Consider the following 13,189-nt stretch of genomic DNA (forward strand, 5'->3'; position numbering starts at 1 on the left):
ACAGTGGGGCAGGTGGTGACAGCTTTGGCGACGACGCGGCCTCGGACCGCGATGGCCGTGGACGCGCTGTGCCTGATCGTCTTCGCGGCGATCGGCAGGCGCAGCCATCATGAGCACGGCGATGTCCTCGGCGTCCTCAAGACGGCTCTGCCGTTCTTGGTCGGCGCCGCTGTTGGCTGGGCGCTGGTCCGAGGCTGGCGCGCGCCGAGGGCTGTCGTCCCGACCGGCGTGGGGGTATGGCTTGGCGCAGTCTGTGTCGGGATGCTCCTGCGCAAGCTCGCCGGACAGGGCGTCGTGCCGAGTTTCATCGTCGTCGCGAGCATTGTCACGGCGCTTTTCCTGCTCGGCTGGCGATTGATCGCCAACATCGTCGCCGCTCGGTCGAATCGCTAGGCCTGGTTCCTAGCCTGGGCTGGTGGTGTGCCGCTGGCCGGTTGGCGATGTCCAGTGGACGGTGCCGTCTGGTGATTGTGCGTCGTGCCAGTTGGCGTGTGTTTTGGCTCTGGGGGCACCTCCCACGAGTTCTGCGAGTGGGGGAGGGTGGTGTCTGCAGAGGCGTTTGAGGTTTTCGGGGGTTGTTTGTCCACCGGATTCTGGATGTTCATGGTTGAAGGGCTCCGTATGGTCGAGTTCGGTGCGGGCGCGTCGGAAGCAGCCGGGGAACCTGCAGTGCTGGTCGCGCACATTCACATGGGTCTCGACTGCTGAAGTTGGCTTGTATTGCTGGGGGTCTGTGGTGAATTCGATGCGCTTGGCTGCTTTGGCGAGTATTCGTGCGAGTTCGGGGTCAATCGGCGCTCCGTCGAGGAGCGCGGGGATGTCGTCTTTTCCGATGAGGGTGGGGAGTTGGACGACGAGTTCGATGTTCTTGGCGTGGCGGGCTGGCCGCGCGGCTGCCTTGCAGGACGGCTTGCCGCATTCGCAGACGAGCTGGTGCTCGCCGCGTGCGAGTGCGGCTAATGCGTCGCTGTGCCGGGTGTGGAGGGGGCGGGGGTCGTCAAGGGGGGATGTGCCAGTGCGCACCGTGCGGGCGATGGCGTCGAGGCGCTCGCGCAACTCTGCTGCCGCTTCCAATGGCATGGTGCCGCGCCACTTCGTCGGCGATCCTCGCCACCAGCACGGCCTTGCGGGAGAGCAGCAGGGATTCCTCGCGCTCCACATCCGCGAGCGCGACGAGCAAATCCCTCACCGCCGAACCGGTTCCCGCCGTACTGGCCATACGTTCGATTATACGCGAAAGCGCCAGGCAGAACAAGGAAAATATAGAAAAAAATAATGCTCGATCAGGCTTGGGCGGCCCGTGGCCGGGAGGCGATCGCGCCCGCGCCAAGGACGACCATGCCGACAATGGTCGGGTACACGACGATCCGCTCGATGAGGCCGAACCAGGACAGCGCCCACGCGGTGTCCGGGCCGGGCGGGATCACCCACAGCAGCTGCGTGACAGTCATGGCCACGAACGCGACGAGGGCGATCAATCCGCACACGGCAGTGGCGGTCCCGGCGACGCGGAGTGTCCGGCGCGCCTGCCATCCGGCGAGGACGAGCCCGAGATTGCCGAAGACCATAGCGAGCAAAGCGCCGGTCATATGCGCGCCCGAGTCGCTCAGATGCGGGGTGAGCCCCACGATGAGGAAGCCTGCCCCGCCGACGACCAGGAGCGTCTTCGCGGCCCTGCCGACGAGTTCCCTCGGCGCGAGCAAGGCCCCGGCGGCCATGAGCGCCCCGGTCGCGAGGAACGAGCCGCCCATGCCCAACCGCCAGGGGGAGCAGACCGGATGGCCGTCGCCGGGACTCGTGTAGCACTCTGCGGCGGCGAGGTCGCTGATCGGGTTGCGCTTCCAGTCGAACGGCGCCCGCCATGCGGAGGCCACGGCCTCGTACGCGATGAAAAATTGGATCTGCGCGGCCCAGAGCCACGCCCAAAGCTCGCTCTTCCATCGCGCCATGCCAGCTATCCTAGGCGGAGCGGGCAACACGGGCGTGCGGGCCCGCGCTTTGCCCGCACACTCCTGGCGTCGGGGCTTGTGAGGTGAGTTTGACGCAACGATAACGCAGTTGGAACCGCCAGGGGCGGGGGGAAACAGAAAATGAACGAGTGACCCAGACCCGCACGGCATGCTCGTATTGCGGTGTGGGCTGCGGGATCGTGGTCGAGACGAAGGAAGAGAACGGGCTTCCGATCATCGCGAAAGTCTCCGGGGACAAAGAGCATCCGACGAATTTCGGCAGGCTGTGCACCAAGGGGCAGACCCATGCCGAGATGATGCGCGGAGAAGGCCGGATGACCACGGCGCACGTGCGGGCCGAACGCGGCGGTCCCGCACGTCCGGTCGACCTTGCGGCGGCCGTCAAAGAGGCGGGCTCGCGGTTGCGGAAGATCCTCGACGAGCACGGGCCGGACGCGGTGGCGCTCTATGTCTCGGGCCAGATGTCCATCGAGGCCCAGTACTTGGCGAACAAGCTCGCCAAGGGATATCTCAGGACCAGCCACATCGAGTCGAACTCGCGGCTCTGCATGGCCAGCGCGGGGACCGGCTACAAGCAGTCCCTCGGCGCGGACGGGCCGCCCGGCTCCTACCAGGACTTCGACCAGACGAATCTGTTCTTCGTCATCGGATCCAACATGGCCGACTGCCACCCCATCCTGTACCTGCGGATGGCGGACCGGCTCAAGGCCGGGGCGAAGCTCGTCGTCGTCGACCCGAGGCGCACCGCGACCGCCGAGAAAGCCGACCTCTACCTGCAGATCCGCCCAGGCACGGACGTGGCGCTGCTCAACGGGATCCTGCACCTGCTCGTGGCGGGCGGGCATGTCGACCGGGAATTCGTCGCCGAGCACACCCAAGGCTGGGAGGGCATGGAGGGCTTCCTCCTCGACTACCCGCCCGACAAGGTCGCGGAGATCACCGGGCTCGCCGAGCCCGACATCCGCCGCGCGGCCGCCATGATCGCGGCGGCGGGGGACTGGATGAGCTGCTGGACGATGGGGCTGAACCAGTCCACCCACGGCGTGTGGAGCACCAACGCGATCTGCAACTTGCACCTCGCGACCGGCGCGATCTGCCGCCCAGGCGCCGGGCCGTTCTCCCTCACCGGCCAGCCCAACGCCATGGGGGGCCGCGAGATGGGCTACATGGGGCCCGGCCTGCCGGGGCAGCGTTCGGTCGTGAGCCCGAAGGACCGGGAGTTCGCCGAGCAGGCATGGGGCCTCGCGCCGGAGACCATCCGGTCCGACGTGGGGCCGGGGACCGTCGAGCTCTTCCGCCAGCTGGGGAGCGGGCAGGTCAAAGCCTGTTGGATCATCTGCACCAACCCGGTCGCCACCACGCCGAACCGGCGAGTGGCCATCGACGGGCTTGAGGCCGCAGAGCTCGTGATCGTCCAGGACGCGTTCCTCGACACCGCCACGAACCCGTACGCCGACGTGCTGCTCCCCGCCGCGCTCTGGGCGGAGAGCGACGGCGTCATGGTCAACTCGGAGCGCAACCTCACCCTGCTGCGGCAGTCCATCCCCCCGGCGGGCGACGCGTTGCCGGACTGGAAGCTCATCTGCCTGGTCGCGGCCGAGCTCGGCTTCGGCGACGCGTTCGGGCACCAGTCCAGCGAAGAGGTCTTCGACGAGCTGCGCGGATTCTGGAACCCGACGACCGGCTGGGACCTGCGCGGCGCGAGCTACGCGCGGCTTCGGCGCACACCGCTGCAATGGCCGTGCCCGCCGGAGGAGGAGGACGCGGCCGACCGCCATCCCATCCGCTACCTCAACGACGGGGTGAGCCAGGCGCTGCACGTGCGCGAGGACGGCGTCGTCCCCAGGCTCGCCTTCCCGACTCCCTCGCGGCGGGCCGTGTTCCACCCCCGCCCGCACCTTGAGGCCGACGAGCTGCCGGACGACGAGTTCCCACTCGTCCTCAACACCGGGCGCTTGCAGCACCAATGGCACACGATGACCAAGACGGGCAAGGTCGCGAAGCTGAACAAGCTCAACCCCGGACCGTTTGTGGAAGTGCATCCGATCGACGCGAAGCAGTTCGACATCGAGGAGGGCCAAGAGGTCAGGGTGCGCTCCCGCCGGGGCGAGGCGGTGCTGCCCGCTGTGATCACCGACCGTATTCGCGAGGGCTCGTGCTTCGCGCCGTTCCACTGGAACGACGCGCACGGCGAGAACCTCACGGTCAACGCCGTGACCAGTGACGCTGTGGACCCCGAGTCGTTGCAGCCCGAATTGAAGATCTGCGCCGTCTCGCTCGAGCCGCTCCCGAAGCCCGAGGCGGAGGCCCCCGCGTCGTCGGGCGCTCCGACGGCCCTTCCGTCGCCGTCCTCCGCGCCCCCGCTGCCCGGCCTGCCGTTCCAGCTGGTCCCTGCCCCGCAGCTCACCGAGGCGGAGAGCCTGTACGTCTCGGGGTTCTTGGCAGGCGTGGGGCTCAGCCAGCCTGGCGTCCCTGTGCTCCCCGCCGGGGCCCCGGTCCGCGAGCCGGTCCGCCTGTGGCTGGACGGCATGCTCGCAGGTATGAGCTCGCGCGTCTCGCCCGCCGCGCAGGGCCATGCCGCGCCCGTGGCAGGGGAACAGCAGACGACCCCGGTCCTCGTCGTGTGGGCGAGCCAGACCGGCAACGCGGAGGAGTTCGCCGAGCGGTGCGTCGGCGCGCTCGTCGAAGCCGGGCTGCCCGCCCGAGGCGCGAACATGGACGACTTGGACTTGGCCGACCTCGCGGGGTCTCCGCAGGTCTTGGTCGTGACGAGCACCTTCGGCACGGGCGGGCCGCCGGACAACGGCTCGGACTTCTGGGCCAGGCTCGACACGGACACCGAGCTGCGCCTCGCCGAGCTCAAGTACGCCGTGTTCGGAGTCGGGGACCGGGCGTACGACGACTTCTGCGGCCACGCGAGAGCCCTCGACGCCCGGCTGTCGGAGCTGGGGGCGGTCCGGGTGCTGCCGCTGGTAGTCTCCGAGGCGGACGAGGAGCAGCTCGCGGAGGACTGGCTGCGCGACGTGGTCGAGGCGCTGCGCGGTTCTCAAGAGGGCATGGCGCAAGCCGCCCCGGCGAAGCCGGGACCGGCGGCTGTTGTCGTCGCCGAGCCCGCGCCCGCCGTGGTCGAGACCGTCGAGGAGCGGTCGGAAGCTCCTGCCAAGAACCGTCGGATCGCCGTGCCCATGTGCCTGAACCGGGTCATCTCCGGCGAGAACTCGACGAAGGAAGTGCGCCAGTTCGCGTTCGACGTCTCCGGCCACGACTTCGCGTACGAGGCGGGGGACGCGCTCGGGATCTACCCGGTGAACGCCGCCGAGGACGTCGAGGCCTGGCTCAGGTCGACCGGGCTCGACGGCACGCGGACCGTCGCCGTCGACGACGTGTCGCAGCTCCTGGTCGACGCGCTCACCGCGCATTACGACATCTGCAGGATCACGCCGCAGCTCCTTCGCTTCGTCTCCGCCCGCAACAACGACCTCGCGCTCGCGAAGCTCTTGCGCAGGGACAACAAAGTCGAGCTGGACAACTGGCTCTTCGGCAGGCAGGGCGCGGACCTGATCCGCGAGTTCCCTGTCCAGGCCGACTTCGCCGAGTGGCAGCAAGTGCTCCCCAAACTCGCGCCCCGGCAATACTCGATCTCGTCCAGCCCCAGCACGAACCCCGACCAGGTGCAGCTCACCGTGTCGGTGGTCCGTTTTTCCGGAGTGGACGGGCGGACCAGAGGGGGAGTCTGCTCGACCTTCCTCGCCGACCGGGCCGCCGACCGGCTCATCCCGGTGTTCTTGCAGCGCTCCCCGCATTTCCGCGTCCCCGCCGAGGCGGACGCGCCTGCGATCATGATCGGCCCCGGCACCGGTGTCGCCCCGTTCCGCGGCTTCTTGCACGAACGACGCGCTCTCGGCCACAAGGGGCAGAACTGGCTGTTCTTCGGCGACCAGCACGCGGCGGAGAATTTCTACTACCAGTCAGAGCTCGAGGAGATGTTCTCCGACGGGTTCTTGACCCGGCTCGACCTCGCCTTCTCCCGCGACCAGCGGCAACGGGTCTACGTGCAGGACCGGATGGTGGAGCACGGCGCCCGGCTGTGGCAGTGGATCGAGGACGGGGCGCGGATCTACATCTGCGGCGACGCGAGCCGGATGGCGAAAGACGTGGACGAAACCCTGGTGCGCATCATCCAGACGCATGGCCGGATGTCGCAGGACGAGGCGAAAGCCTACAAGAAACGGCTCACCGGCGAGAAGCGGTACGTGCGGGACGTGTACTGACGTCCGTCGTCGCGGGTCTTGCGGCTCAGCCGGGCGAGACCGCCGCCGCCCGCGCCGGGGATTTCTGCCAAGATAGAAAGATGGAATCTTCGGGGGCGGCGCGAGAGGGGCACTACTCGTACCCCGCCCTGGGCGCTGTCGGAACCGACAGCCGGGAGCGGGGTCCGTCGGAGCCGCCGCCCGGCATGCCCGAGCCCGCCGCAGCCCCGCCGGCGTCTGCCGCATGGCGGCCCGGCCCGGCGCCCGACGAGGCGGCTCGGGCCGTCGCAGACGCGATTGTTCGCGCCGCACTGGCCCGCAAGCCGTCGGCAGGCGTCCGCATGCCGCTGCAACCAGGGGCGATCCCGCTGCGCCCGCTCAGCTTGTCGGAGATCTACAACGGCGCTGTGGCGGTCGTCCGGTCCAACCCGAAGACGGTGCTCGGGTTCTCCGTCGTCGTGCTCGCCGTGGGGGCTCTGGTCCAAATAGCAGTGCTGGCCCCCGTGCTGCGGTGGGCGCTGCGGGCCACCGGAGCCTTCGGCTCTGCCGTCGCGCTGGACTCTCCGGAGAGCAGGTCGACGGTCTCGTTGGCGGGCTCGTTGGCGGATGCTCCGGTCTCGCTGGTCGCCGCGACGTTGATCGCAGGCTGCGTGATGCCGGTGCTGGCCAGGGCGTTGGCGGGGGAGCGGGGCGAGCCCGAGCCCGCGCGCGCCGCCTGGCTGGAGACGCGCGCCAGGGCGCTCCCGCTGGCCTGCCTTTCCTGCGTCGTGTTGTTCGTCCAGGCGCTGATCGTCCTCCTGCCCGTCGTGGCGGCGCTCCTCGTGATCGCCATCGGCTTCTCCGTGCCTGGCGCTGTGCTCCTCCTCGTGCTGGTGGAGCCGTTCTTCTTGTTGCTGGCGTCCGTCGTCGGCGTCTTCCTCTCGCTTTCCGCCCCGGCGATGATGAGCGAGCGCCTCGGCGTGCTCGCGTCCTGCCGCAGGTCTGCGCTCCTCGTCCAGCGCGGGTTTTGGAAGATCCTCGGCGTCGGCCTGCTCACCAAGCTCGTCACGGCGTTCGTCGGCCTGTCGCTGTCGTTGCCGTTCATGGTCGCAGGCGAGGCGTTCGGGTCGGACACAACTCCCGACGGGCACGTGGCCGTGCTGAGCGTGGTGCTGCTCGCCGTCGGGCAGCTGCTCTCGCGGAGCGTCCTCATGCCGTTCGCGGCGAGCGTGACCGCATTGCTCTATGTGGACCAACGAATGCGGCAAGAGGCCTACGACCTGGTGCTGCTCGGGTCCCTCGGCGGCGGCGTCGTCGACGCCGGTCGGATCGGGCAGGAGGCGTGACTGTGGAAGTCGACCGAGGCCCCGCCGGGGAAGCCGCGCAGCACGAGCTCACCGATCCCCGCTACGAGCACCGGACGTGGTGGGACGACGTCACGTCCTGGCTGGGCAGGCAGGCGGGGGACCAAGCCTTCCACGGCGGCAGGCACAGCGGCTTCTGGGAGGGGAGCCTGATGCCGCTGCTCGTCCTCCTCCTGCTTGTGGTCTTGGGCGCGCTCGTCGTCTTCTACGCCCGCAGGGCCGCTCGGGGCGCCGCGAAGAACAAGGGGCTCTTCGAGGACGAGGAGGCCGTGCTGTCCTCCTCGGACGAGCATCGGCAACGAGCTGCGGCAGCGGCAGCCTCGGGCGATTGGGCGACCGCGATCGCCGAACGGACGCGCGCGATGGTCAAAGAGCTCGACGAGCGGGCCGTCCTCGCGCTCACCCCTGGCCGCACGGCGGACGAGTTCGCCTTCTTGGCGGGCGGCCTCCTGCCCGCGCTCGAAAGCGGCCTCGCCGAAGCGGCCCGCGTCTTCGACGAGGTGGTCTATGGCGGGCGGGCGGGCTCGGAGGGCGCGTACCTCGATGTGGGCAGGCTCGACGAGGCGATCCCCGCCGCCGTCCGCGCGTTGCGGAAAGACGGCCAGACGACCTCCGACGAGACGAAGCTGGTGGGCGTGGGCCGGGAGGAACAGGCGTGGTGAGCGGGGCGTCTGCGGTCCGAGGCAGGCGAGGCGCGAAGGGCGCGGTGCTGTTCGTGCTCGTCGTGGCCGTGCTCGTCGGCCTCGCGGTGTTCTTCAGCGACGACGAGTCCGCCTCGGACAAGCCGCTCGACCCGCAAGGCTGGCGCAAGGGCGGCGGGCACGCTCTCGCGGAGCTGCTTCGCGAGCAAGGGGTGGAGCTGCGCGTCGTGCGCACCGTGCCCGAGGCGAAGGCAGCGGCCACGGACGACACCCTGCTCTTCGTCACCAATGGCAGCTACATCACGGGCGAGAGCTCTCTGAGCCAGGTCGCGGCCCTCCCCGGGGACCGGGTTGTGTTGGACGGCGCCTACTCCCAGATGCGCGTGCTCGCCCCCGGGATCGATTACGGCTCCCACCGCCTTGTGCAGGAGCAGCGCAAGCCGGGCTGCGGGTGGAGCGGCGCACAACGCGCGGGCCCGGTCGAGATCGGCGGCTGGGCGTACACGGCCCCCGATGTCGTGGATTCCTGCTACGACGGCGCGGTGCTGCGCTACCGGCAGGGCGGCAGGCTTGTCAGCGTCGTCGGCGACAGCAGCTTCATGAGCAACGCGGGAATCGCCGCGCCTGGGGCCGCCGCGCTCGCGCTCAACCTGCTCGGCACGCGCCACACCGTGGTCTGGCTCGCTCCGCAAGTCTCGCAGACCGACGGGGCGAAGGCCGGTCCCGACCTCATGTCCTTGGTCCCCGACCGGATCTGGTGGGCGGCCCGCGCGCTGGCCGTCGCGGTGGTGCTGACCGGGCTGTGGCAGGCGCGCAGGCTGGGGCCGGTGGTCGTCGAGCGGTTGCCGGTGGTTGTCCGCGCCTCGGAGACCTCGGAGGGCCTCGGCAAGCTCTACCAAGCCAGGCGTGCGCGGGACCGGGCGGCCGCGGCGTTGCGCGGGGCCGCGTTGGCGCGCTTGTCCAAACGGCTCGCAGTCCCGGCCCGCTCGCAGGACACGATGGCGGCGGTGCTCGCGGTATGGTCGCAGCGGAGTCCGCAAGAGATCAAAACGATCCTGTACGGGCCGGACCCGGACGACGACGCGGCGTTGGTGGCATTGGCCCACGAGCTTGACATACTGGAGAACGGCACAGCGGAACACGCTGTCTTGGAAGGGAAGGTGCGCGGGGTATGAGCACAGCCGCAAATCCTGTGGTGGCAGATCCGAAGGCGGCGTTCGCCGCTCTGCGACACGAGGTGGGGAAGGTCGTGGTCGGGCAGGACTCGGTGGTCACGGGCCTGTTGATCGGGCTGCTCGTGAAGGGGCATGTGCTCTTGGAGGGGGTGCCGGGCGTCGCGAAGACTTTGTTGGTCCGCAGCCTCGCCCGAGGGCTGGACCTCGATTTCAAGAGGCTGCAATTCACCCCGGACCTCATGCCGGGCGACGTCACCGGGTCGCAGATCTTCGACGCCCGCAGCGCCGAGTTCGTCTTCCGAGAGGGGCCGGTTTTCACGAACCTGCTGCTCGCCGACGAGATCAACCGGACGCCGCCGAAGACCCAGGCCGCGCTTTTGGAGGCGATGGAGGAGCGGCAGGTGAGCGTCGACGGGCATCCCCGGCCGCTGCCGGACCCGTTCATCGTGGCCGCCACCCAGAACCCGGTCGAGCACGAGGGCACCTACCAACTGCCCGAGGCGCAGCTGGACCGCTTCCTGCTCAAACTCGTCGTGCCGTTGCCGCAGCGCGAGGACGAGATCGGGATCCTGACGCGATTCGCGGCGGCCGCCGACCCCAGAGACATCTCCGCCGTCCAGCCGGTGGCCTCCGCTGCCGACCTCGCGGCGGGGCGGGAGGCGGTCCAGCGGGTCCATGTCGCCCCTGAGGTCCTGGGATACATCGTGGACGTGGTGCGGGCGACGCGGCACTCGCCTTCGCTGCGGCTCGGCGTGTCGCCTCGGGGCGCGACGGCGCTGCTCGCCTCGGCGCGGGCCTGGGCGTGGCTCTCGGACCGGGCCTTCGTCACCCCCGACGACGTGAAGATCATGGCCCGCCCCGCGCTCCGGCACCGGATCGGGCTGCGGCCCGAGGCCGAGCTGGAGGGGATGAACGCCGACGTGCTGCTCGAAGGGCTCCTCGCCTCGGTGCCGGTGCCCCGATGATCTCGGCAGCGGACGACGTGGCGAGGCCCTGATGGTGCTGACCTGGCGGGCCGGGCTCGCGATGGCGCTCGGCGCCCTCGCCGTGCTGTTGTCTCCGAGGCCGGAGGCCGTGTGCTACGGCGCGGTCGCGGTGGTCGTCTTCCTCGTGCTGGTGGACGTGGCGTTCGCGGGCAGCCCGAAGCGGCTCGGCCTCGTCCGCTCCGGCGACGAGGTGTCCCGGCTCGGCGAGACGGCGCGGGTCCGGCTCGATGTGGAGAACCTCGGCAAGCGCACGGTCCGGGGAGCGCTGCGCGACGCGTGGGCCCCGAGCGCGGCCGCCCGCCCCTGGCAGCACCGCATCGCCCTGCCGCCAGGCGAGCGCGTGACCGTCGAGACGCTGCTCCGGCCGGTTCGGCGGGGCGAGCAGCATGCGGCGAAGACGACGGTCCGCTCGCTCGGCCCGCTCGGCTTCGCGGGCAGGCAGCGTTCCGTCGAGGTCCCGTGGCGGCTGCGCGCGTTGCCGCCATTCCTCTCCCGCAAGCACCTGCCCGCACGGCTCATGCGACTGCGGGAGCTGGAAGGGCAGACGCTCTCGCTGCTGCGGGGCCAAGGCACCGAATTCGACTCTCTGCGCGAATACGTGGACGGGGACGACGTCCGCTCCATCGACTGGCGCGCCTCGGCCCGGCGCGGCGACGTCCTGGTGCGGACGTGGCGGCCGGAGCGGGACCAGCGCGTCCTCGTCGTCTTGGACTGCGGGCGCACCAGCGCGGGCCGGATCGGCGTCGACCCGCTGTCGTCCGACCCTGCGGGCTGGCCGAGGCTGGACTGGTCGATGGACGCGGCGCTCCTGCTCTCGGCGCTGGCGAGCAAAGCGGGGGACAAGGTGAGCTTCCTGGCCTACGACCGCCAAGTCCGGGGCTGGGTCGGCTCCACGACGGCGGCCGGGCTGCTGCCTGCCATGGTCCAGGCCATGGCGCCGCTCGAACCCGCCCTGGTCGAGGCCGACGCCGAAGGGCTTGTCGAGACCGTTTTGGCCAGATCGCGCAGGCGGAGCCTCGCCGTGCTGCTCACCGACCTTTCCCGGTCCGCGTTCGAGGAGAGCTGGCTCCCCGTGATGGGGCACCTCGCGCTGCGCCACCACGTGCTCGTTGCCGCCGTGGCCGATCCACGGCTCGCCGAGCTCGCGCAGGGACGCGGCGACGCGGAGCGGGTCTACCGCGCGGGAGCCGCCGAGCGGATGCGCGCCGACCGCGATTTCGTGGCGGGAGAGCTGCGGGCCATGGGCGTGGAAGTGCTCGACGAGCTGCCAGAGCGGCTCGCCCCGGCGCTCGCGGACAAATACATCGCGATGAAGGCGACCGGCAAGCTGTAGCGCTTCTGCGAGGTCTCCGCTGGTCTGTGCAGCTGGTCTCTGCCGCGCGCTCAGCGCGGGGCCAGCGTCGGGCCGCCCTCGGGCACGAGGCCGTACGGGTACAGGGGCGCGGTGCCGCCGAGCACGTGGTAGACGGTCTCGTCGCGACGCTCCATGCAGAGTTCTTTGGCCCGCCTCGCCGCCCCTGTCGCGGCGACCACGGGCGGCCTGCCCGGGTGGTCGCGCGACGACATCCGAGGGTCCATGTACCCGAGGGCGTCGTACGCGAGGATCCGCTCCATCACGCCGACCTGGCCTTCCGCCTTGAGCGAGAGGAATTGCGCGCAGGTCGTTCCGACTTCTGCGGGCGGCGCGAGGGGATCGGGGTCTGCGGCCCCGGCGGGCGCTGCGAAGAGGCCCGCGCACGCCACGGCGGCGGAAGCCAAGAAAAGCCTCACCACCTGATGGTACCGCGAAACGTGTCGGACGAGTGCTGTCTTCGGGGCCGGTCGCGCTCAGGCGGACGGCGCGTAGTCGGGCGCGTTCTCGAGGTCGCCGGTCTCGCCCGCGCGAGCCGCAGGCCTGCCGAGCGCGACCACATAGACGAGGAGCACCGACTCGGCGACGACGCCGATGCCGATCCTCGCCCAGGTCGGCAGCGGCGAGGGGGTGACGAAGGCTTCGACTCCGCCGGAGACGAGGAGGACGAGCGCCGCGCCCATAGCGATCGCGATCATGGACCGGCCTTCTTCGGCGAGCGCTTGGACCCGCTGCCGCCTGCCCGGCGCGATCACGCTCCAGCCGAGCCGCATCCCGCCGCCCGCCGCGAGGAAGACTGCAGTGAGCTCCAACAACCCGTGCGGGAGGATCAGCCCGAAGAAAAGACCGCCCTTGTGGGCGTGGAACATGAGGCCGCCGCCGACTCCGACGTTGACCGCGTTCTGGAAGAGCACAAAGGGGATCGGGAGCCCGAGCAGCGCGGCCATGCCGAGGCATTGCGCGGCCACCCAGCTGTTGTTGAGCCAGACTTTTGTGGCGAACGCGCTCGCCTCGTGCTCGCTGTAGTAGTTCTCGAAATCGTGGTCGACGAGCTGCTGGATGTGCTCGGGCGGGGCGATCGCGGCCCGCGCGTTCGGATCGTGGTCGACCCACCAACCTGTCGCGGTGGCGACCACGATGGTGAAGACGGCGGCTCCCAGCCACCACCACCGGGCGCGATAGGCGGCGACCGGGAAGACGACCGTCCAGAACCTGCCGAACTCTCGCCACGCGGGCGCGTGGGCCCCGGTGACCGCCGACCGGGCGCGGGCGACCAGCACAGAGAGCCTGCCGATCAGCGCCGGGTCCTCTGCGGCGGAACGGAGCATCGACAGATGCGTGGCGGTGCGTTGGTAGAGGGAGACGAGCTCGTCCACCTCGTCCCCCCGGAGCGTCCGTCTGCGCTCCAGCAGAGATTCGAGCCTGCGCCAGTTTTCCCCGTGCACACTGGCGAACGCGTGAGAGTCCACACGC

11 protein-coding genes are annotated in these 13,189 nt (G+C 70.1%); 7 read left to right on the forward strand and 4 right to left on the reverse strand.

The annotated features are described in order from the left end of the window. The first annotated feature begins 51 nt into the window (after nt 1–51). Nucleotides 52–393, forward strand: coding sequence for a DUF3054 domain-containing protein (locus ACRC20_RS07995; RefSeq protein WP_438686193.1), 342 nt, complete (start codon nt 52–54; stop codon nt 391–393). 9 nt (nt 394–402) lie between these two features. On the opposite strand, the gene ACRC20_RS08000 is transcribed toward ACRC20_RS07995, so the two are convergent. Both ACRC20_RS08000 and ACRC20_RS08005 read right to left on the reverse strand, forming a co-directional pair. Continuing rightward, nucleotides 403–1,161: a DUF222 domain-containing protein gene (locus ACRC20_RS08000; protein WP_438685834.1), complete on the reverse strand. Its 759-nt coding sequence runs from the start codon at nt 1,159–1,161 to the stop codon at nt 403–405. Between the two features lie 122 nt (nt 1,162–1,283). After that, complete coding sequence (locus tag ACRC20_RS08005; protein ID WP_438685835.1) at nt 1,284–1,949, reverse strand: DUF998 domain-containing protein; 666 nt, start codon at nt 1,947–1,949, stop codon at nt 1,284–1,286. Between the two features lie 149 nt (nt 1,950–2,098). Between ACRC20_RS08005 and ACRC20_RS08010 the strand changes: the two genes are divergently transcribed. The 6 genes from ACRC20_RS08010 (at nt 2,099) to ACRC20_RS08035 (ending at nt 11,698) form a co-directional block, all read left to right on the forward strand. After that, nucleotides 2,099–6,241 (forward strand): molybdopterin-dependent oxidoreductase, encoded by a 4,143-nt coding sequence (locus ACRC20_RS08010; RefSeq protein WP_438685836.1) that lies wholly within the window; start codon nt 2,099–2,101, stop codon nt 6,239–6,241. 80 nt (nt 6,242–6,321) lie between these two features. Further along, nucleotides 6,322–7,545, forward strand: coding sequence for a hypothetical protein (locus ACRC20_RS08015; protein WP_438685837.1), 1,224 nt, complete (start codon nt 6,322–6,324; stop codon nt 7,543–7,545). A 2-nt stretch (nt 7,546–7,547) separates the two neighbouring features. Further along, nucleotides 7,548–8,225 carry a DUF4129 domain-containing protein gene (locus ACRC20_RS08020; protein WP_438685838.1) on the forward strand — a complete coding sequence of 226 codons (678 nt, stop codon included), beginning with the start codon at nt 7,548–7,550 and terminating at the stop codon, nt 8,223–8,225. Further along, entirely contained in the window at nt 8,222–9,379 is a 1,158-nt protein-coding gene (locus tag ACRC20_RS08025; protein WP_438685839.1) for a DUF4350 domain-containing protein, read from the forward strand. The genes ACRC20_RS08020 and ACRC20_RS08025 overlap by 4 nt, the downstream gene beginning before the upstream one ends. Then, nucleotides 9,376–10,344 carry an AAA family ATPase gene (locus tag ACRC20_RS08030; protein WP_438685840.1) on the forward strand — a complete coding sequence of 323 codons (969 nt, stop codon included), beginning with the start codon at nt 9,376–9,378 and terminating at the stop codon, nt 10,342–10,344. The genes ACRC20_RS08025 and ACRC20_RS08030 overlap by 4 nt, the downstream gene beginning before the upstream one ends. 31 nt (nt 10,345–10,375) lie before the next feature. Beyond that, complete coding sequence (locus tag ACRC20_RS08035) at nt 10,376–11,698, forward strand: DUF58 domain-containing protein (RefSeq protein WP_438685841.1); 1,323 nt, start codon at nt 10,376–10,378, stop codon at nt 11,696–11,698. A 50-nt stretch (nt 11,699–11,748) separates the two neighbouring features. On the opposite strand, the gene ACRC20_RS08040 is transcribed toward ACRC20_RS08035, so the two are convergent. Together ACRC20_RS08040 and ACRC20_RS08045 are read right to left on the reverse strand one after the other, a co-directional pair. Beyond that, a complete protein-coding gene (locus ACRC20_RS08040; protein ID WP_438685842.1) occupies nt 11,749–12,135 on the reverse strand; it encodes a hypothetical protein in 387 nt (128 codons plus the stop codon). A gap of 57 nt (nt 12,136–12,192) precedes the next feature. Further along, nucleotides 12,193–13,185, reverse strand: coding sequence for a stage II sporulation protein M (locus ACRC20_RS08045; protein ID WP_438685843.1), 993 nt, complete (start codon nt 13,183–13,185; stop codon nt 12,193–12,195). Between the last annotated feature and the right edge of the window lie 4 nt (nt 13,186–13,189).

The organism is Segniliparus sp., from assembly GCF_051660745.1.
GTDB lineage: Bacteria > Actinomycetota > Actinomycetes > Mycobacteriales > Mycobacteriaceae > Segniliparus.